Origin of the sequence: Micromonospora sp. WMMC264 (assembly GCF_027497275.1) — a bacterium.
GTDB classification, from domain to species: domain Bacteria; phylum Actinomycetota; class Actinomycetes; order Mycobacteriales; family Micromonosporaceae; genus Micromonospora; species Micromonospora chalcea.
In genome coordinates this window covers 2,234,219-2,253,810 of sequence record NZ_CP114907.1, presented here as the reverse complement: position 1 = coordinate 2,253,810, position 19,592 = coordinate 2,234,219, and the positions used below count along the sequence as shown (strand labels likewise).

The window sequence follows — 19,592 nt, the reverse complement described above, 5'->3', positions numbered from 1 at the left end:
GACACATGTATCGGGACTTCAACGCTGACAGATGTCATGGGACTGAACAGCCCCCATAGGGACCCTTTCCTACCAAGATCTCCGGACCGCCCTCGGACGAGGCGCCCACGGCGGCCCGGCGGAACGAGCACCTCCCGGCAGCGCCCACGGCGGTGATCAAGGAGTTTGTGTCCGGATCGGGCGCGGATCGGGACACAAACTCCTTGATCACCGCGGAGAGCACGGGGAGATTCGCGGGGGTCAGAAGGGGGCGTCCACGGGTAGTCGGCGGACCTGGGTCAGGTAAGGATCCAGCTCGCCCACCTCGAAGCGGCATGTGCCGATGACGTGCCAGAACTGGCCGCCCGGGTCACCGTCCAGCTTGTACCGGCCGTCCGGGCTCACCGCCGCCCATCCGTCCGGCAGCCCGATCAGCGTGGTCCGCAGCTGGGCGTGCTCCGGGTCGGCCACGTCCCACAGGCGTACGGTGCCGTCGTCACCGGCGCTGGCGAGCAGGCTGCTGTCCGGGCTGAAGTGCACCGACCAGACCCGCCGGGTGTGTGCCGCCAGCGTGCCGTGCAGCCGGCCGGTGACCGGGTCCCACAGCCGGATCACCAGGTCGTCCCCGGCGGTGGCGAGCAGGTTGCCGTCCGGGCTGAACGCGCACGACCAGAGGCGGCCGTCGTGTTCGGTGAGCACGACACGCGGCTGGCCGGTCTGCACGTCCCAGACCACCGCCGTGCCGTCGTTGCCGGCGCTGGCCAGCAGCGTGCCCTCGCTGTTGAAGCCGACCGAGTAGACCCGGTCGGTGTGGTGTTCCAGCGTCATCCGACAGGTGGCGGTGGCGGCGTCCCACAGCCGTACCGTCTGGTCGTCGCACCCGGTGGCGATGGTCTCGCCGTCCGGGCTGAACGCGACGGTGCGCACCCGGCCCCGGTGCGGGGTGAGCGTGGCGAAGTGGCGGCCGGTGCGGCGGTACCACAGGCGTACCGTGTCGTCGTCGTTCGCGGTGGCGAGCGCGTCGCCGTCGGGGCTGAACGCGACCGCCCAGACGTGGTCGGTGTCCACGTTGAGTTCACGCTCGTCGGCGCCGGTGTCGGTGTTCCACAGGTGCACGCCGCCGTCGCCGCTGGGCGAGGCGACCAGCGGCTCCTCGGGGCAGAACACCACGGACAGCAGCCGGTCGGCGGGGCTGGCGAGCTGGCGCAGCAGGCGGCCGGTACGCGGTTCCCAGAGCCGGATCACGCCGTCGTTGCCGCAGGCGGCGAGCACTTCCCCGTCGTCGCGGAAGGACAGCGCGGTGACCCGCCGGCCGTGCCCGCGCAACGTGTGCTGGAGCTGCCCGGTGCGTACGTCCCACAGCCGGGTGGTGCCGTCGTTGCTGCTGGTGGCCACCTGGTTCTGGTCCGGCCGCCAGACCACCGGCCAGACCGAGCCGCGGTGCCGGGTCAGCTCGTGCCGGACCTGCCCGTCGTCGGTGTCCCAGAGCTGGATCGCGCCGTCGCTGGCGGCGGTGGCGAGCAGGCTGCCGTCGCCGTTGAACCGGACGCTGTAGATCGCGCCCCGCTGCCGCCCGAGCACCCGTACCGGCCGGCCGGTCTCGGTCTCCCACAGCCGCAGCGCGCCGTGCGTGTCGCCGGTGGCCATCAGCGTGCCGTCGGGGTGGATGTCGAGGGCGTACACGTCGGCCTCGTGGCCGCGCGGCGAGCGCAGCAGCTCGCCGTCGGCGGCCCGGCGGACCCAGACCCGGCCGTGCTGCCCGACCGCGGCCAGCAGCCGCCCGTCCGGCGTGTGCGCCAGCCGGTAGACGACTTCCGGCTCGCGCACCTCGAACGCCAGCCGGCCGGTGGGGATGTCCCAGCCGCGTACCGTGCCGCCGCTGTCGGCCACCACGACCCGCCGGCCGTCGGGGCTGAACGAGGTGCCCCAGATCGGCGCGGCGTGGCCGGGCCACTCGTGGCGCAGCCGGGCGGTGCGCGTGTCGTACAGCCGCACCACGCCGGCCGCGTCGCCCACCACGAGCCGGCCGCGGCGGCCGTCGGTCAGCAGCGGCCACACCCAGCCGGTGAAGACGTCCTCGATGACGTGCCGCACGTCGCCGTGGTCGGCGTCCCACAGCCGTACGGTGAGGTCGGCCGCGCCGGTGACGAGCTGGTGGGAGGCGGCGTCGTAGCGGACCGCGTACACCCGGGAGCGGTGTCCCTGGAGCGTGCGTACCGGCAGCCCGGTGGCGGTGTCGCAGAGCAGCACACCGCCGTCGTCGCTGCCGACCGCGAGCACCGCGCCGTCCGGGCTGTACGCCGCCGGCACCGGCAGCCGGCCCACCTCGAAGCCGTAGGCGACGCCCACCGCGGGCGGGGCCAGGCCCGGCGCGACCGGCCGGCCCGGCGCGACGACGGCGCCGCGCAGCTCCGGGGCGCGCAGCATGGCCGCGTCGGCGCTGACGTCGATCAGCGCGGTGCGGTGCCAGCTGCTGCCGCCCACGCGCGCGCCGCGCAGGTCGGTACGGAACAGCCGCGCCCCGGCCAGCTCCGCGTCGCGCAGGTCCGCCCCGGCGAGGCGGGCCTGGTCCAGGCGGGCGCCGCGCAGCCGGGCGTGTTCCAGCCGCGCCTCGGTCAGGTTCGTGGCGACCAGCCGCGCGTCGGTCAGGTCGGCGCCGGTGAGGTCGGCGCCGGCGAGTTCGCGGTGCGACAGGTCCTCGCCGCGCAGCACCGCGCCGCGCAGGTCGGCCCGGTCGGGCAGGCGCAGCCGGGCGGACAGCCGCAGCGCGTTGGCGCGCAGCGTCTCCCCCGCCGACTCGTCGCCGAGCACCCGAGCGGTCCAGGCGGTGCAGCGGGCCGGGTCGGCGAGGTCGCCGAGGAACTCGACGGCGAGCGCGGACAGCGACCGCACCGCCAGCGCGGCCGGTTCCTCGCCCCGGTTGATCTGCTCGGCGACGCCCTCGGCGACCAGCCACTCCATGACCGAGGTGTGGATGAACCCGAACAGTCCGTCGTCGGTGCGGACGAGCAGGCTGCCCGCGCCGACCGCGTGCGCCGCCTGCGGGCCGGACAGCCGCGAGTCGGCGCGCCCGGCGAGCTGGCCGGTGGACTCGGCCAGCTCGGCCAGGCGCAGGTACGCCTCGCCGCTCTCCCAGAGCTGGAACGCCAGCCGGCTCACCGCCTGCCACAGCTCGGGGCGGCGCAGGCTCACCGGCGCGCCCGGGATGCCCTGCGTGCGGCGCTCCTCGAAGTCCAGCCAGGACTCCAGGATCTCCCGGTACAGCGCGGCGGCGCTGAACGTGCCACCCGCGCCGGCGACCGCGGCGAGGCGCCCCTCGTCCAGGTTGGCGATGAAGCCGAGCATGCGCGGGTTGCGGGAGAGCCCGAGCAGGTCCTTCACGCCGGCCAGCAGGTCCATCCGCTCGCGGGCGGCCCGCTCGTCGCCGCCGTACCGGTTGCGCAGGAACGCCTCGATCTGCCCGGGGGTGAAGTCCTCCACGGCGAGCACGCGCCGGTGCGGCAGCAGGCCGACCCGTTCGCCGAGCGCGGTCAGCACCTGCGAGTTGGTCTTGAAGTGCTGGGTCCGGCTGCTCACCACGATCTTCGCGTTGCCCTCGGCGGCCTGCAGCAGCGTCTCCAGGTGGTCGGCCGCCCGGTCGTACGTGACCCGGGCGACCAGCTCGTCGAACCCGTCGAACAGCAGCACGATGCGGCCCTGGCGCAGCATGTAGCGGAACGCCTTGAGGTCGATCACCTGCTCGCCGTGATTCGCGAGGTGCGCGGCGACCAGGCCGTCCACGGAGTGTGCCTTGTCGAGCGCGCGCAGCTCGACAAGGATCGGGATCAGGTCGGGGGCTGCGGTGGGCAGCCGCCGGGCCACCTCGCGCAGCGCGAACGTCTTGCCCCGGCCGAAGTCGCCGAGCACCAGCACGAACCGGCCGTCCGGGGCGGAGACGGTCTCCAGCAGCTCGTCCACCACGTCGTCGCGGACGCGCTGGTCGGCGCCGACGAGGTGACGGTAGCGCTGCGGCACGTACTGCCCGGGCGGGTAGAGCCGGTCGGCCTGCAGCCGCGCGGTCTGCGCCGCGACGTAGTCGCGCAGGTCGAGCAGGCCCTGGAACTCGGTCAGGTGCAGCACGCGCACGCCCCGGCGCTGCGCCTCCTCGGCCAGCCCGCGCGGCACCCGGTCACCGTCGTAGACCAGTTCGGAGGCGATGTCCGGATCGGTGGCGTGCACCCGGCGGGCGAAGACGTCCACGTCGGCGGCGGTGGGGGTGCCCACGTGCGCGCCGACGCGCTGCTGGCGGACCACGCCGTCGGCGCGGTAGCTGATGTAGAGGTGCGGCGGGTCGGTGTCGACGCGGCGTACCACCACCCGGTCGTAGCGGGCCTCGCAGACCTCGGCGAGCCGGTCCAGCAGGCGCTGCACCGGGGCGGCGGTGACCGCCACGCCCTGGGTGGCCCCCTCGACGGCCACCGGGCGGCGCGGGTCGGGCACCTGGGCCGGGCCGGCCGCGCCGAACGTCGCCTCGGCGTGCGGCCAGTTCACCGCCGTCAGCGCCCCGGAGTCGAGGCGGTCGTCACGGCCGAGCACCCAGCGGGTCATCCCGTCGCCGCCGAGCCGCAGCACCTGCGCCCGGCCGTCGCGGGGCGCGGCGGCCAGCGGCACCACCGGGTCGACCCGGGCCGACGGCGCGGCGTCGGAGAGCAGCAGGTTGAGCATCGGGCCGACCAGCCGGTTGACCGCGCCGCGGTCGCGCAGCGACACCGGGTCCGGCGGCACCTCGTCGGCGTACGGGCTGCGCGCCCCCGGCGCGTGCGCCATCGCGCCCAGCCGCAGCCAGCCGGACTGCTGGTAGTGGCGCAGCCGCTGGGCGAACCAGCTGGACTGCGCCTCGCCGAGGAAGCCGTACCGGTCCTCCTCGCGGTGGGTGATGGCGATGGTGGAGTTCAGCCCGGCCACCACCACCCGCAGGTCCGGGACGGGGAACAGCGTCCAGGGCTGCTCGCTGTCGAAGATCCGGTCCTCGAGGCCCTGGTAGAGGTCGTCGAACAGGCGCGCGTAGTGCCGCCACTTCGGCCAGAACGGCGGCTGCGGGTCGACGTCGTCGGCCTCGCAGGTCGCGAAGTACGCGCGGCAGGCGGCCATCGTCACGTCGCGCGGGCCGGGCACCACGATCAGGCGGTGCGGCTCCAGCCCGAGCAGCACCCGGAGGCCGGTGAGGAAGCTCAGCGCGTCGGAGAACTCGCGCGGGCTGCCCGACTCGGTCAGGTTGCCGGCGACGACGAGCAGGTCCGGCCGGGGCACGCCGTCGTTCATCAGCAGCGTGAGGTCACCCATCAGGTGTTCCTGCACCTCGCCGGGGGTGACCGGCGCGCCGGGGGTGATCACGCCCCGGCCGAAGCGCGGCCCGGCGACCTGGAGCACGGTGACGGTGTCCCGGGCGGTCGGCGGCGCCACCGCGGCCGGCGGGAACGGCGGCGGGTTGATCGGGGTACGCCGGGCGCGGCGCGGCGCGGGCGCTCCGGCGGCGGGCGCGGCGAGCACCCCGTGCGGGTCGGCCGGGTGGTGCGGGAACGCCGGCTGCCGCATCGGTTTGGCCCGGCCGTCGAGCGCCTCCCGGATGCGGTCGAGCACCCGGTTACGGGCCTGCGCCGGGTCGTCCACACCGACCAGGTCCACATAGGTGATGGTGGCGAGCAGCCCGTCGATCGGGCAGTCCTCGACGCGTACCGTGACGAGCTTGTTTCCGGTGCCGTCGGGGTCGGCGCGCAGCGCGGCCTGCCACTCCAGCTTGCCGTACGTGGAGTGCAGGTAGCGTTCGGACAGCACCGCCACCACGACCTCGGCCTCGCGGACGCCACGGTCCATGAAGTCGATGAAGTTGGTGCCGGCCACGAAGTCCCACGCCTGCAACAGTGTGCGGTAGCCAGCCGCCTCGAACTCCCACGCCAGCCACGTCGCCCAGCGCTCGTCGGCCGGTGAGTAACTGATGAAGAAGTCGATGGGGCGGTCGGACCGGGTGGGGTGCGCGCCTACAGCCACGTGGTCATTATGGCCACCGACGGTCAACAGATCGACACCCTCGGCAGTCCGGATCGGGCCCGCGTCGGGCTCCTGCCGCCACGCCCGCATGTGCGAGGATCATCATTCGTGGAGACCCCCGGCGATCCGCCGAACGCCGTGCCCGACCGTTCCCGCTGGGGCCGCCTGCACGTGCTGGACTGGATCGCGATCGGCCTGGCCGCGGTCGGGCTGGTGTGCGTGCTCACCGGGCTGCTGCCGCGCGCCGACGCCGAGGGCACGATGCGGCGGATCATCCCGATCCTGATCTTCCTCGGCACGGTGGTGGTGCTGGCCGAGCTGACCGCTGTGGCCGGGGTGTTCGACGCGCTCGCGACCCGGGTGGCGGTGACCGCGCGGGGCAGTTTCCGGGCCCTGTTCTGGCTCTGCGTCGGCTTCGCCTCGGTGACCACCATCGCGCTCAACCTGGACACCACGGCGGTGCTGCTCACGCCGGTGATGATCGCGCTGGCCCGGGCGCTGAACGTGCCGCCGACGCCGCTGGCCATGACCACCGTGTGGCTGGCGAACACGGCCAGCCTGCTGCTGCCGGTGTCCAACCTGACGAACATCCTGGCCAGCGACCGGGTCGACCTGGACCCGGTGCCGTGGGCGGCCCGGATGTGGTGGCCGCAACTGGTCGCCGTGGCAGTGACCGCGCTGCTGCTGTGGTGGTGGTACTGGCGTCCGGCACGCGCCGGGGCCGATCCGTTCGACCCGCCGCCGCCGTACGTGCCGCCGGACCGGGTGCTCTACCGCACCGCGCTCGCCGCCTGCCTGCTGTTCGTCGCCGGGATCCTCGCCGGGGTGGAGATCGGCGTCGCCTCCGGGGTGGCCGCCGCGATCCTGGTCGCCGGCTTCGCGGTACGGGCCCGGCACCGGCTGCGGCTCGCGCTGGTGCCGTGGCGGCTGCTGGTCTTCGTGACCGGGCTGTTCCTGGTGGTGCAGACCATCGGCCGGTACGGCCTGGACTCCGTGATGGGCACGCTCATCGGCACCGACCCGGGCGCGGAGGGCGCGCTGCGGGCGGGCGCGGTCGGCGCGCTGTTCAGCAACGCGGTGAACAACCTGCCCGCGTACCTGGCCGGCGAGGCGGTGATCGCGGCCGACCGGCACACCCAGTTGCTGGCGCTGCTGATCGGCACGAACGTGGGTCCGCTGGCCACGCCGTGGGCGTCGCTGGCGACACTGATCTGGTACGAGCGCTGCCGGGCCGCCGGGGTGGCCGTGCCGCTGGGCCGGTTCGTGGCGACCAGCGCCGCGCTCGCCGTGCTCGCCACCACCGCCACCGTCACAGCGCTTCTTGTCGGTCCCGGCGCCTAGCATCGCGTTCATGAGCAACCCGCCCGAGATCGTCCGCCGCTACTTCGCGCTCGCCGGCCAGGCCGACAAGGAGCCCTGGCTCGCGTTGTTCGCCGACGACGCGGTGGTCGAGGACGAGGGCCGCACCCACCGCGGGATCGGGGAGATCCGCGCCTGGCGCGACGGCACGCCGCTGGTGTCGTACGAGATCACCGACGTCGAGCAGACACCCGCCGGGACGGTCGTGACCGCCACGATCAGCGGTGACTTCCCCGGCAGCCCGTTCGCCGGGCTGCGGTTCCGGTTCGAGGAGTACGACGACACCCGCATCCGGCGACTGCGCATCGCACCCTGAGCCGGGGCGGGAAAACCGCTACGGCCCGGCCGCGGGCAGTGGCTACCGTGCCCGCATGACCGCCGATCCCACCCTGCGCTTCTACGCCGACCCGGAGGAGTTCCTCGCCGCCGCCGGGGCGTACCTGGCCGCCGACCCGGTGGTGAGCACCGTCGTCGCCAGCGTCACGCGCCGGATGGCGGCCCGCCGCGCCGAGGGCGTGGCGCTGCCCGAGGACGACTGGTGGCTGGTGGTGCGGGACGCCTCCGGGGCGGTGGTGGGCGCCGCGATGCGTACCGCGCCGTTCCCGCCGCGACCGGCGTTCCTGCTGCCGATGCCGCCGGAGGCCGCCGAGGCGCTGGCCCGCGCGTGGCACCGGCGCGGCGAGCGGGTCCGCGCGGTGAACGGCGCGCTGCCCGCCGCGCGCGCCTGCGCCGAGGAGGTCGCCCGGCTCGACGGCGGCCGGGTCGCTGTCGCCCAGCACACCCGGCTGCACGTGCTCGACCATCTCAGGCCGCCCGCGCCGGCGCCGGGCGCGTTGCGGACGGCCACCGCCGACGAGGTCGACCTGGTCGCCGCGTGGTTCGCCGCGTTCATGGCCGACGCCGACGAGCAGGCGGGCCGCCCGCGCGGCACGAGCGCCCACGAGACGCCCGACCGCGCCGATCTGCTGCGCCGCATCCGGGACGGCCGGGTCTGGTTCTGGACCGACGGGTCGGGCGCTCCGGTGCACCTGACCGCCGCCAACCCGCCGTCGTTCGGCGTGGCCCGGGTCGGTCCGGTCTACACGCCACCCGAGCAGCGCGGACGCGGCTGGGCCGGCAACGCGGTCGCCGAGGTCAGCCGGCTGCTCACGGCCGAGGGCGCGCGGGTGTGCCTGTTCACCGACCAGGCCAACCCGGTGTCGAACCGGCTCTACGCCGGCCTCGGTTTCCGGCCGGTGGTCGACATGGCCAACCTGGCCCTGGTCGACTGAGCCGACCTGGTCCCGGTCGACCGAGCCGACATGGTCCCGATCGAGCCGACGTGGTCCCGGCCGACCGAGCGGGCTCCGGGTCAGCCGGTGAGGCCGAGCGCGGCCAGCCGGCGCGGATCGGCGATCACGTCCACGGCGGCGATCCGTCCGCCGGTGACGGTGAACGCCATCACCGACAGCGGGCGGTCCCCGGCGCTCACCAGCACCCCGGCGGCGCCGTTGACCAGCACCGGCCGGGCGTGCGGGAACAGCCGCCCGAACGTGGTGGCCTGCGCGGCCACCGTCGTCGCGCCGGTGAGCACGACCGTGTGGCGGGCGCGGGCGGTCCCCGCGTCGGAGCGCAGCACCACGTCCGGGTGCAGCACCGCGATCAGCGCGTCGAGGTCGCCGTCGCGGGCGGCGGCGAGGAAGGCGTCGACCACCGCCCGCTGCCGGGTGAGGTCGGGATCGGGGGTGGGCGCCTGTCCGCGTACCCGGCGGCGGGCCCGGCTGGCGAGCTGCCGGGCCGCCGCCGGTGAGCGGTCGACGAGCGGACCGATCTCGTCGAACGGCACCCCGAACATGTCGTGCAGCACGAACGCGAGCCGCTCGGCCGGGCTCAGCGTGTCCAGCACCACGAGCAACGCCAGCCCCACCGAGTCGGCGAGCACCGCGGCATGCGCCGGGTCGTCGGCGTCCACCACCGGGTCGGGCAGGCGTACGTCGAGGGGGTCCTCCCGGCGGGCGGCGCGGGACCGCAGCGCGTTGAGGCTGACCCGGGCGACCACTGTGGTGAGCCAGGCATCCAGGTTGTCCACGGTGGCCGGGTCGGTACGGGCCAGCCGCAGCCAGGTCTCCTGCACCGCGTCCTCGGCGTCGGTGAGCGAGCCGAGCAGCCGGTACGCCACAGCGCGCAGACGCGGCCGCTCCCGCTCGAACCGTTCCGCCAGCCCGTGGTCCATCACCTGAGCCTCCCTCTCCCGCACGTCGTCCCGACCCGCCACAACCGGCCGAGGTGACCGGAGGTGACCACCGTCACACCTGTCACGTCGACGGGTCGGCGCGGGTCGACGTGGCAGCACAGGCGACGGAGGGAAAGACGATGAACCCACAGATCCTGGTCACCGGCGGCACCGGCACGATCGGCCGGCACGTCGTACCGCTGCTGCGCGCCGCCGGGCATCCGGTGCGGGTGCTCAGCCGGCGCGGCGGACGGTCCGGCGGCGGCGTCACCCACGTGACCGCCGACCTGCTCACCGGCGCCGACCTCGGCCCCGCGCTGCGCGGGGTGTCCACGGTGCTGCACCTGGCCGGCGGCGCGAGGGGCGACGACCGCGCCACCGCCCACCTGGCCCGCGCCGCGCACCGGGCCGGTGTGGCGCACCTGGTGCACATCTCCGTGACCGGCGCCGACCGGGTGCCGCTGGCCTGGATCCGGTCCAAGCTCGACGCCGAGCGCGCGGTGACGGACTCCGGCGTCCCGTGGACGGTGCTGCGCGCCGCGCAGGTGCACGACCTGGTGCTGACCATGCTGACGGCGATGACCCGGCTGCCGGTGACGCCGGTGCCGGGCGGGCTGCGGCTGGAGCCGGTCGACGCCGCCGAGGTGGCGGCGCGGCTGGCCGAGCTGACGCTGGGCGCACCGGCCGGGCTGGTGCCGGACCTGGCCGGGCCGCACACCCACGGCATCGGCGAGCTGCTGACCGGCTACCTGACCGTCACCGGGAAGCGCCGCGCACGCCTGCCGGTACGCATCCCCGGGCGGGCGGGCCGGGCGTACCGGGACGGCGCGAACCTCGCCCGGCCCGGTGCGGCGAGGGGCGTGCGGACCTGGACCGACTTCCTGGCCGACCGAAGGCCGGGGTAGCGCAGGTTCGTCTGCAGCGGATCGCGTCTCACCAGCCGACCGAGCCGAGACTGACCGGGGTGAGGCGGCGCACCTGCGGCTCGATCCACTGTGCCGCGGTGACCAGCTTGACCAGCCGGTCGATGGTCTCCGGCGGCCCGGCCACGAAACTGCGCCGGTCCGCCGGGCAGCCGTACCGGTCGTCGAACGTGCCGCCGTCGAGCGCGCGTACCGCCATGCCGGCCTCGGCGGCCAGCAGCATCCCGGCGGGCAGATCGACCGCCTCGGGGCGGTAGCCGACGATGCCGTCGATGTCGCCGCGGGCCAGCATCACCCAGGACAGCAGCGGCGCCCACAGTTGCAGCACCCGCCGCGCGGTGGTGTCGAGCACCACCTTCAGCGCCCGGGCGGTGCTGTCGTCCCGGCGTACCTCGTGCCCCTGGGTCCAGGCCAGCACCGGCGCGGCCGGCACCGGCCGGTGCGCGGCGCGCAGCGGACGGGCGGCCGGGCCGGAGGGGTGCACGAACGCGCCCCGGCCGCGCACCGCCGACCAGGTACGGCCGGCGACCGGGTCGTGGACCACGCCGAGCACCGGCGAGCCGTTGTCGCACAGGGCGATCCCGACCACGTACGCGGGCAGTCCGATCGCCACGTTGTTGGTGCCGTCGAGCGGGTCGACCAGCCAGGCGAAGGCGGTGTCCGGGGCGTACTCGCCGCCCTCCTCGGCGATCACGCCGTGCTCCGGCCAGCGGGCCCGGATCCGGTCGACGATCAGCCGCTCGGCGGCCAGGTCGAGGTCGGTGACGAGGTCGCCGGTGTCGTTCTTGGCCCGGGCGCGCACCTCCCCCCGGGTGCCCCGGCGCAGCAGCCGGCCCGCCGCCTGGGCGGCCTCCACCGCGAACCGGTGCGCCTCGCGCAGGTCGGGCCCGCCTCTGCTCGGCTCCACGTCCATGGCTCCTCCAGCCAGTCAGCCCCGTGCCACCAGTCGCGCGATCTGCCGCGCCATCCGCGCGGTCTCCACCGCGTCGCATCGGTCCCGGCGCACCCGGTGGCTGCGCCCGTCCACCGCGCCGAGGCTGAGGTCGCACGCGCCGGGAGTGGTCCGGCCGAGCGCCACTGTCACCGCCGGCTCACCGGCGTCGACCTCCGAGGTGTGGAAGCCGCCGGCGCGCAGCGCGTACGAGTCGCCGGCCGAGTGCGTCTCCACAGTGGCGGTCATCGCGGTGACCAGCCGGTCGGTGGCGGCCATCTCGTCCACCTCGCCGAGGCTGCGCACCTCGTAGACCCGCCAGGCCGGGTCGGCCGGCGCGTCGTCGACCTCGATCAGCTCGTTGCGGACGGTGCCGTGCAGCACGTGGCTGAGCAGGTCCCAGCTGTGCGAGTGCATGGTGGAGGTGGTCGGGCGCACCGGCGGCGGGTCGGCGGGCCAGGCGTGCACGCAGACGCCGTCCGGGCCGTCGCGTTCCACCGGCAGGCAGGTGAAGCCGAGCGGGTGCCGGACCGCGCGCAGCGACCGCCGCCCCTCGGCGACGTCGTCGAGCACGTCCAGCGCCCAGCCGCGTAGGAGCTCCGGCCGGGTGCCCCGGTCGATCTCCCGTTCGAGGTCGGCGTAACTGGTCATGAGTAGGGGTTCCTCGCCTGGACGGCCTTGCCGATGATGTCGGCGACCTCGCGGTCGCCGAAGGACCGGGGCAGCGTCAGGCCGAGGGCGGTGAACAACCGCCGTACCTGCTCGACCGACGGCTCGTCGTCGAGCTTGACCTGGGCCGCCGCCTCGATCGGCACGCGCCGGCTCTGCCGGCGGCTGTAGTCCAGCTCGATGTTGAAACGGTTGTAGTAGACCTCGCCGCGGTCGATGCGCAGCGCGGGCGTCTGCGGGTTCTCCTGGGTGACGACGACGCAGGAGGAGGAGAGGTCGTAGCGGAACGTGGTCATCTGCGCGGAGAGCCGCACGTCGACAGTGAGCAGACCGGAGCGTTGCAGGTGCCAGCAGGCGGCCAGCACCGTCGCGTACGACTCCTTGCGGGTGCGGTCGACGGTCCACGGCTCGCCCGGCGCGTCCGGGTCGAGGCTGCGCCGGAACCGCGCGTACCGCTCGCAGACCTCCTCGTCGGTCGGGTCGATGATCTCGATGGCGACGGTGAGCGTGGCGTTGCGCCGCCGGGCGTGTTCCAGGCAGTCCGGCAGCGTGACCGCGCGCAGGAAGGTGCCGGTGCCGCCCTTGAAGCTCCACTGGTCGGTGTGCCGCCGGGCCTCGGCGAGCGCCTGCCCGACCTCGCTGCCGTGCAGCACCCGCACCATGGAGACGCTGTCGATGGCCTCGCGGGCCCGGTTCAGCGCGCCCTCCGGGCCGGTGATCTCCCGCATCTGCGGCACCAGTTCGGTGAGCCGGTCGCGGGTGTCCACGATGACCTGGCGGATCTCCCGCTCGGTGGTGCGCCGGCGCAGCCGGTCCCGCAGCACCGCCTGCGCGAGCAGGCCCAGCACCAGCAGGATCGCGCTGTTGACGACCTCCTGGCTGACCGCGTCGTTGGTCAGGCCGAGCACGGCGACCGTGAGGGCCAGGACGAGACCGATGAACGCGTCGAGGTTGGTCACGACCCAGGCGAGCAGGCGCGTCATGACATCCCCCGGTCGACGACGGAACCTCCATGATAGCCCGCTGTCAATGTCACCATCACACCCTGTTTCCGGCCGGCGGCGGCTGCCGGCGGGCGGCGCAGATCAGCGAGCCGCCGAGCCCGGGCGCGGCGCGGGCCAGCCGCCGCGACGCCACCCACCGCCCGCCGGGCAGCCGCCAGCCGACCTCGTTGGAGCGCAGGGCCACCGGCGTGAACCCGGCCCGGCGCAGCGTGCGGCGCAGCAGCGAGGCGGTGAACGGGCGGATGTGCAGCCACAGATAGGGGTGCAGCGGGTCGACCTGGCGTGGCGCGCGGCCGGCGAGGAACGCCAGCCGGTCCTGCACCGGCGCCAGGTTCGGGGTGGTGAGCACCAGCAGCCCGTCCGGCGCCAGCACCCGGTGACACTCCCGCAGCAGCGCCAGCGGGTCGTACACGTGCTCGATCAGCTCCCCGGCGAGCAGCCCGGCGAAGCTGCCGGCGCGGAACGGCAGCCCGCGGGTGGCGTCCAGGCAGACCGGCAGCGCCCGGCCGCCGGTCACCGCGCGCGCCGCGCCCAGCGCCGCCTCGGCCATGTCGGCGAGCACGAGCGGGCCGGGCAGCGCCGCCGGGTCGAGCATGCCGCGCGGTCCGCAGCCCAGTTCCAGCACCGGCCCGCCGCCGGTCACCCCCTCGGTCACCAGCCGGGCCGCGACCGCGCGGCGCACCCTGTGGTACGGGTCGTCGACGTACCCGTCGACCTCCGCGCCGTCGTGGTAGCGGCGGTGGTTGGCGTGCCGGCCGTGCGCCTGCGCGCGGTGCGACGACGTCCCGGTCGGCGGCTCGGCCATCACCCCTCCAGAGCGGACGCCGGCCCCGTCGGCGGCGTCCGCTCCAAGCCTCGCACCGGTCACGCCCGGCGGCGCGCATCCGGTCCGTGATGCGCGCGCCCGGCACGTCAGATCGCCCGCGCCCAGTCCAGCCGGGTGCTGTCGTCGTACTCGTCGCCGGGTATCCACCACTGCTCGCCGAAACCGCTGGTGGACACGATGATGTTGCCGCCGTCGGGGTACTCGTTCTCCGGCGGGATCGACAGCGCGGCGCAGTAGCGGCCGTCCGGGGAGAACACCGGGGACAGGTAGAACCGGGGTTCGTCGGTGAGCTTCTTCAGCCCGGTCCCGTTGATCCGCACCGAGGCGAGCGACTGGTTGAGCGTCTCCAGGTCCGGATACCAGCGGTCGGTGCAGAACACCACGCGCCCGGAGTCGGGCATGAAGACCGGCGAGCCGAACCGCTCGCCGGCCAGCGGTGTGTAGATCGGCCGCGCCCTGCCGGTCGCCAGGTCCAGCACGCGCAGCTGCGGCCCCTCGGAACGGCTGCGCCACCGCAGGGCGATCGAGGAGCCGTCCCGGGACCAGTCCGGGTCGGCCATGGTGTGCCCCTCGACCAGCACCCGGGTGGCACCGGTCGCCACGTCGACGGCGATCAGGCGGTCGTTGTCCTGCCCGGTGACCAGCGCGATCTCGGTGCCGTCCGGCGACCAGGTCGGCGCGCCGTAGCGGACGCCGAACGGGTCGGCGAGCAGCGTGCGCTTCTGGCCGGTGGTCCGGTCGTACACCGCGACGAACGGCTCCAGCGTGCCGTCGCCGGAGCGGGCCGTGTTGACCCAGGCCACGTACCGGCCGTCGGGCGAGGTCTTGGCGTGGTCCCCGTTCGGCAGCAGCTCCCGCGGCGTGGTGCGGCCCGGGTCGACCTGGAGCACACCCCAGCCGACGCTGACCAGCCACGGCCCGTTGACCGGCTCGGCGGCGGCCGCGCCGTGGGACGTGGCGGCCAGCCCGGTCGCGGCGGCCAGCCCGGTCAACGCGGCGGTACGCAGCAGGGCACGACGATTCATTGCGGTCATTCGACAACCCCCGTGAGAGACGTGGCCCCCACCCTCCCGAGTGGATCGATCGACGGGAATCGGGCGAGCGGCCGCTTCACGTTCGGCTGCTCGTCCATCACCGCTGGTGAGACCGGCGAGGACCGGTACGCTCGCCCCGATGACCTCCGACGCCCTGCGCCGCGCCCTCACCGAGCCGGGTGACCCGCCGCTGCTCCCGCTGCCCGGCGTGGCGGTCGAGCTGCTGGCCGCCCTCGCCGCCCCGCCGCGCCTCGGCGCGCACCTGCGGCTGGTGCACGACGTCGCCTGGCACCTGACCGCCGCGTTCGCCGACCGGTTCGCCACGGTGCCGTTCGACAGGCAGGCGGTGCTGTTCGGCGCCGCGGTGCACGACCTCGGCAAGGTCGAGCATCCGGCCGAGCTGACCGGCCCGGGGTCCGCGCACGAGGAGGCGGGCTACCAGTTGCTGCTGCGCTTCGGCGTACCGGAGGAGCGGGCCCGCTTCGCCGTCACCCACGCCGCCTGGCACTCCCCCGGCGTACAGCTGGAGGACCTGATGGTCAGCCTGGCCGACAAGGTGTGGAAGGGCCGCCGGGTCGCCGACCTGGAGCAACTCGTGGTCGACCGGCTCGCCGGCATCACCGGCCAGGAGCGCTGGCAGACGTTCCTGGACCTCGACGACGTGCTCGCCGAGCTGGCCGCCGGCGCGGACCGCCGGCTGGCGTTCCAGGCCGAACATCCGGTGTACGGCTGACGCCGGACCGAGGACGGCGATGAGTCCGGTGCCGGTGCGCGGTCTTCGGTGAGTCGGTGTTCTCCGAGTCTCCGGGAGGAAGCATGAGCACCAGCGAAGCGCGGGGCCGGGTGCGGGCGTTCGTCACCGTGTCCCTGGACGGCTACGTCACCGGTCCGGACGACCACGCGGGTCAGGGGCTCGGTGCCGGCGGCGAGCGGCTGCACTACTGGGTGATGGGCGGGCCGTGGACGTACGACACGCCACGCGAACCCGGTGCCGGCATGACCGCCGAGGACCGCGCGTACTTCGACGAGCTGCTGGAGGGTGCCGGCGCGGCGCTGTGCGGCCGGGGCATGTACGACGCCGCGGGCGCCTGGGGCGGCCGGAACCCGTTCCAGGCGCCCCTGGTCGTGCTCACCCACCGCACCGCCGACCAGCCCGATCCGGACGCCGGTTTCCTCATGGTCGACGGGTTCGACGCGGCGCTGGCGGCGGCCCGGCGTACGGCCGGGGACGGTGCGGTGATCATCGGCGGGGGCGCCGCCGTCATCCGGCAGGCGCTCGCCGCCGGCGTGGTCGACGAGCTGGGCCTGTCCACGGCTCCGGTGGTGCTCGGCGGCGGGAAGCGGCTCTTCGAGGGCTTCGACCGGGACGTCGATCTGGAGATCCGCGCCGTGCACCACTCGCGGTACGCCGTGCACGTCCGCTACGCCGTCACCCGCCGCGCGAGCGATACCGATTGACTTTCGATAGGTTCCGCGCGATAGTCGATGCATGCTTACGGCGCAACGCGCGGTGACACCACTCCGCGCCTTCCTGGTCCTGCTGTTCGCGATCCTGGTGCTGTTCCAGACCATGTCGCTGCCCGGCCAGTTCGCCCACATGGCCCGGGAAGACCCGGACATGGCGTACCTGCGATGGCCCGCCACCGCAGTCACAGTCTTCTGGGTGCTCTGCGTCCAGGTGGTGATCGTCTGCACCTGGCACCTGCTCACCCTGGTCAAGCGCGACCGCATCTTCACCGAGGCGTCCCTGCGCTGGGTCGACGGGATCGTCTGGGCGGTCGCCGCCGCCTGGGTGGTGCTCGTCGGGGTGTTCCTCTATGTGGGCTTCAACGCCGACGACCCCGGGCTGCCGCTGCTGCTGTTCCTGCTGGTCACCGGCGTCAGCGTGCTGGGGCTGCTGATGGTCGTCCTGCGCGCGCTGCTGCGCCAGGCCACCACGCTGCGCACCGACATGGAAGCGGTGATCTGATGCCGATCGTCGTGCGCATCGACGTGGAGCTGGCCAAGCGCAAGATGAGCGTCGGCGAGTTCGCCGAACGCGTCGGGCTCACCCCGGCCAACGTCGCCGTGCTCAAGAACGGCCGCGCCAAGGCCGTCCGGTTCAGCACCCTGGAGGCCATGTGCCGGGTGCTCGACTGCCAGCCCGGCGACCTGCTCGAATGGGTCCCCGACGAGGAGGAGCGATGAGGCACCTGGCCGCCGCCGTGGCGGTGCTCGCCGTCGTGCTCGGCGTCGCCGGCTTCGTGTACGGCGAGGCCGACGACTCCCCCGGCCTGCAACTCCTGTCCGCGCTGCTCGTCATCGGCGCGGTAGCCATCGGCGTACGCGTCGCCCGGCGTACCCGTTAGGGCCGGCGCCCCCTCGACGCCGGCCCTACCGCTCAGCCCTTCACGCAGACGACCTGCTTGAGGTGGGCGACCACCTCGACCAGGTCCTCCTGCTGGGCCATCACCTCGGTGATGTCCTTGTACGCGCCGGGAATCTCGTCCACCACACCGGCATCCTTACGGCACTCCACACCGGCGGTCTGCGCGGCCAGATCCGCCGTGCTGTACGTGCGCTTCGCCTGCCCCCGCGACATCCGCCGCCCGGCCCCGTGCGACGCCGAGCAGTACGCGTCGACGTTGCCCTTGCCGCGCACGATGTACGACCCGGTGCCCATCGAGCCGGGGATGATGCCCAGGTCCCCCTTACCGGCCCGGATCGCGCCCTTGCGGGTCACCAGCACGTCCACCCCGTCGTAGCTCTCCTCCGCCACGTAGTTGTGGTGGCAGGAGATCGGCTCGTCGTAGCGCACGTGCGGGAACGCCTCCCGGACCACCTGGCTCAGCAGCGCGAGCATGACCGCCCGGTTACGCCGGGCGTACTCCTGCGCCCACCACAGGTCCCGCCGGTACGCCTCCATCTCCGGCGTGCCGGCGAGGAACACCGCGAGGTCCCGGTCCGGCAGGTCGGTGTTGTGCGGCAGCCCGCGCGCCACCGACATGTGCCGCTCGGCCAGTTCCTTGCCGATGTTGCGGGAACCGGAGTGCAGCATCAGCCAGACCCGGCCGTCGTCCGGGCCACCCTGCTCCAGGCAGACCTCGATGAAGTGGTTGCCGCCGCCGAGCGTGCCGAGCTGCCGCTGCGCCCGCGTCTCGAGCTGGGCGACCTTCCGGTCCAGCGTGGCGAACCGCCGCCAGAACTCGTCCCAGCCGGCCTGCTCCAGGCCCCGGACCCGCCGCGGATCGACAGCGTCGTCGCGCATCGCGAAGCCGACCGGGATCGCCGCCTCGATTGCCGAACGCAGCGGCGCGAGGTCGTCGGGCAGGTCGGCGGCGGTCAGCGAGGTCCGCACCGCGGACATGCCGCAGCCGATGTCCACGCCGACCGCGGCCGGCGACACGGCCTGCCGCATCGCGATCACCGAGCCGACTGTGGCGCCCTTGCCGAAGTGCACGTCCGGCATCACCGCGACGCCCTGCACCCACGGCAGCGCGCCGATGTTGCGCAGCTGCCGGGCCGCCTGCGCCTCGATCGTGTACGGGTCGGTCCAGACGCGGACCGGCGCCCGGGTACCGGCCAGCGGGGTGAAACCCATCGTCGTCTCCTTGCTCGTGTCCGTCGGAGATTGGTACCCCGGAAACGGAGAACCGCCCTGCTCCGGTGTCGGGGCGGGCGGTTCGCGCGGATCGTCGCGCCGGCGCTAGACGCGCCACCACCCTGGTTGCCACTGCCGTTCCCGGCCCGTGCCCGGTTCGGGCAGCAGGGCACCGGCGCGCGGCGCTTGCCGCTCGGCGCGGGTGCGGTTCTGCTGCGACACGGTGGACTCCCCTGGTGGATCAGATCGACGTTGCCCGCTCACCGTACGGCCGCCACGCACCGGCGGCAACGCGAATTTGCGACAGCACTGAACCTTTCCGCGCACGCGCTGATTACCAGGAGCTTCACGTGAGTGACCAGCGAAAGACCCGTCAGGACGGAACCTGGGCAAGCCTGAGCACGTATTCGAATCCGCGTTTCTGCGCGGGCGAATCCACCATTGGCAGGATCAGCGCCGGTATGCCGGCGGCAACCGATCCGCCGTCGCCGGCGGGATGATCACCGACCATCAGGGTCTGGCCCGGTGCGGCATGGAGGGCTTCGAGGGCGGCGACCCAGATCAGAGGGTCCGGTTTGACGAAGCCGACCTCGTAGGACAGTACGAACGCATCGACATAGCCGTCGAGTCCATGCCGCGCAAAGCATGTGCGGATGTCCCAGCCGACGTTGCTGACGACGCCGATGCGAACACCGCTGTCACGCAATGCGGACAGGGTGGCGACGGTGTCGGCGTACGGCTCGACTGCTTCGGCGTGTGTTTCGTGCATGGCCGATGCCAGCGCCTGGTCCACCCCAGGAATCTGTTCCAGCACAGCGAGGATCGCCCGATCCCAGAATCGCGGGTCCAGATCTCGGGCGATGTGGGCCGGATCCGTGGCCGTCTCCCGCAACAGTTCCGCGAAGTCGCCGGCAATACGGTGCGCCTCGCCGACAGCCAATGTCCGGTCGATCGATGCCGCCGCGTTGCCCACCCAGCGCTCCGAGTCTCTGGCGAACAGAGTCCACGCGAAGTCGAACAGTACTGTCGTCACGCGCCTGGCGGTCAT

The 19,592-nt window shown here is 74.0% G+C and carries 18 protein-coding genes; 9 read left to right on the top strand and 9 right to left on the bottom strand.

The window, feature by feature from the left end; translation table 11 throughout:
* Positions 1-240: 240 nt before the first annotated feature.
* A complete protein-coding gene (locus tag O7542_RS09345; RefSeq protein ID WP_281606040.1) occupies positions 241-6,006 on the bottom strand; it encodes a TIR domain-containing protein in 5,766 nt (1,921 codons plus the stop codon).
* A gap of 108 nt (positions 6,007-6,114) precedes the next feature.
* On the opposite strand from O7542_RS09345, the gene O7542_RS09340 reads away from it, so the two are divergent.
* From O7542_RS09340 to O7542_RS09330, 3 genes are read left to right on the top strand one after another with little or no spacing between them, the layout of a single operon-like run.
* Entirely contained in the window at positions 6,115-7,347 is a 1,233-nt protein-coding gene (locus O7542_RS09340) for an SLC13 family permease (RefSeq protein ID WP_043323767.1), read from the top strand.
* A gap of 10 nt (positions 7,348-7,357) precedes the next feature.
* Positions 7,358-7,681, top strand: coding sequence for a nuclear transport factor 2 family protein (locus O7542_RS09335; RefSeq protein ID WP_043323765.1), 324 nt, complete (start codon positions 7,358-7,360; stop codon positions 7,679-7,681).
* A 55-nt stretch (positions 7,682-7,736) separates the two neighbouring features.
* Positions 7,737-8,636: a GNAT family N-acetyltransferase gene (locus O7542_RS09330; protein ID WP_069088607.1), complete on the top strand. Its 900-nt coding sequence runs from the start codon at positions 7,737-7,739 to the stop codon at positions 8,634-8,636.
* Between the two features lie 80 nt (positions 8,637-8,716).
* Here O7542_RS09330 and sigJ read toward each other — a convergent pair whose 3' ends face one another.
* Positions 8,717-9,577: an RNA polymerase sigma factor SigJ gene (gene sigJ, locus O7542_RS09325; protein ID WP_187694274.1), complete on the bottom strand. Its 861-nt coding sequence runs from the start codon at positions 9,575-9,577 to the stop codon at positions 8,717-8,719.
* Between the two features lie 140 nt (positions 9,578-9,717).
* On the opposite strand from sigJ, the gene O7542_RS09320 reads away from it, so the two are divergent.
* Complete coding sequence (locus tag O7542_RS09320) at positions 9,718-10,482, top strand: SDR family oxidoreductase (RefSeq protein ID WP_281606039.1); 765 nt, start codon at positions 9,718-9,720, stop codon at positions 10,480-10,482.
* A gap of 28 nt (positions 10,483-10,510) precedes the next feature.
* Here the strand turns inward: O7542_RS09320 and O7542_RS09315 are convergent, their stop codons facing one another.
* The 5 genes from O7542_RS09315 to O7542_RS09295 form a co-directional block, all read right to left on the bottom strand.
* Positions 10,511-11,413: an inositol monophosphatase family protein gene (locus tag O7542_RS09315; protein WP_064445831.1), complete on the bottom strand. Its 903-nt coding sequence runs from the start codon at positions 11,411-11,413 to the stop codon at positions 10,511-10,513.
* Positions 11,414-11,428: 15 nt separating this feature from the next.
* Positions 11,429-12,082 carry a hypothetical protein gene (locus O7542_RS09310; RefSeq protein ID WP_064445830.1) on the bottom strand — a complete coding sequence of 218 codons (654 nt, stop codon included), beginning with the start codon at positions 12,080-12,082 and terminating at the stop codon, positions 11,429-11,431.
* The gene (locus tag O7542_RS09305; RefSeq protein ID WP_064445829.1) at positions 12,079-13,083 is read right to left on the bottom strand and encodes a hypothetical protein; all 1,005 of its coding nucleotides are present in this window, start codon (positions 13,081-13,083) and stop codon (positions 12,079-12,081) included. The genes O7542_RS09310 and O7542_RS09305 overlap by 4 nt, the downstream gene beginning before the upstream one ends.
* Before the next feature lie 55 nt (positions 13,084-13,138).
* The gene (locus O7542_RS09300) at positions 13,139-13,909 is read right to left on the bottom strand and encodes a class I SAM-dependent methyltransferase (protein ID WP_064445828.1); all 771 of its coding nucleotides are present in this window, start codon (positions 13,907-13,909) and stop codon (positions 13,139-13,141) included.
* A gap of 107 nt (positions 13,910-14,016) precedes the next feature.
* Positions 14,017-14,955 carry an LpqB family beta-propeller domain-containing protein gene (locus O7542_RS09295; protein ID WP_262419436.1) on the bottom strand — a complete coding sequence of 313 codons (939 nt, stop codon included), beginning with the start codon at positions 14,953-14,955 and terminating at the stop codon, positions 14,017-14,019.
* A 148-nt stretch (positions 14,956-15,103) separates the two neighbouring features.
* Here O7542_RS09295 and O7542_RS09290 point away from each other — a divergent pair, with 148 nt between their 5' ends.
* The 5 genes from O7542_RS09290 to O7542_RS09270 all read left to right on the top strand — a co-directional run bounded on the left by O7542_RS09290 (position 15,104) and on the right by O7542_RS09270 (position 17,312).
* The gene (locus O7542_RS09290) at positions 15,104-15,697 is read left to right on the top strand and encodes an HD domain-containing protein (RefSeq protein ID WP_069088602.1); all 594 of its coding nucleotides are present in this window, start codon (positions 15,104-15,106) and stop codon (positions 15,695-15,697) included.
* A gap of 83 nt (positions 15,698-15,780) precedes the next feature.
* Positions 15,781-16,422 carry a dihydrofolate reductase family protein gene (locus tag O7542_RS09285; protein ID WP_281606038.1) on the top strand — a complete coding sequence of 214 codons (642 nt, stop codon included), beginning with the start codon at positions 15,781-15,783 and terminating at the stop codon, positions 16,420-16,422.
* Between the two features lie 31 nt (positions 16,423-16,453).
* On the top strand, positions 16,454-16,933 hold the full coding sequence (locus tag O7542_RS09280; RefSeq protein WP_043323747.1) for a DUF2975 domain-containing protein: 480 nt from the start codon (positions 16,454-16,456) through the stop codon (positions 16,931-16,933).
* Positions 16,933-17,151 (top strand): helix-turn-helix transcriptional regulator, encoded by a 219-nt coding sequence (locus O7542_RS09275; protein WP_030499989.1) that lies wholly within the window; start codon positions 16,933-16,935, stop codon positions 17,149-17,151. The genes O7542_RS09280 and O7542_RS09275 overlap by 1 nt, the downstream gene beginning before the upstream one ends.
* Complete coding sequence (locus O7542_RS09270; RefSeq protein ID WP_166455878.1) at positions 17,148-17,312, top strand: hypothetical protein; 165 nt, start codon at positions 17,148-17,150, stop codon at positions 17,310-17,312. Before O7542_RS09275 ends, O7542_RS09270 begins: the two co-directional genes overlap by 4 nt.
* A gap of 32 nt (positions 17,313-17,344) precedes the next feature.
* On the opposite strand, the gene O7542_RS09265 is transcribed toward O7542_RS09270, so the two are convergent.
* Together O7542_RS09265 and O7542_RS09260 are read right to left on the bottom strand one after the other, a co-directional pair.
* Entirely contained in the window at positions 17,345-18,544 is a 1,200-nt protein-coding gene (locus O7542_RS09265) for an RtcB family protein (protein ID WP_064445823.1), read from the bottom strand.
* Positions 18,545-18,917: 373 nt separating this feature from the next.
* Positions 18,918-19,592: an HAD family hydrolase gene (locus tag O7542_RS09260; protein ID WP_166455879.1), complete on the bottom strand. Its 675-nt coding sequence runs from the start codon at positions 19,590-19,592 to the stop codon at positions 18,918-18,920.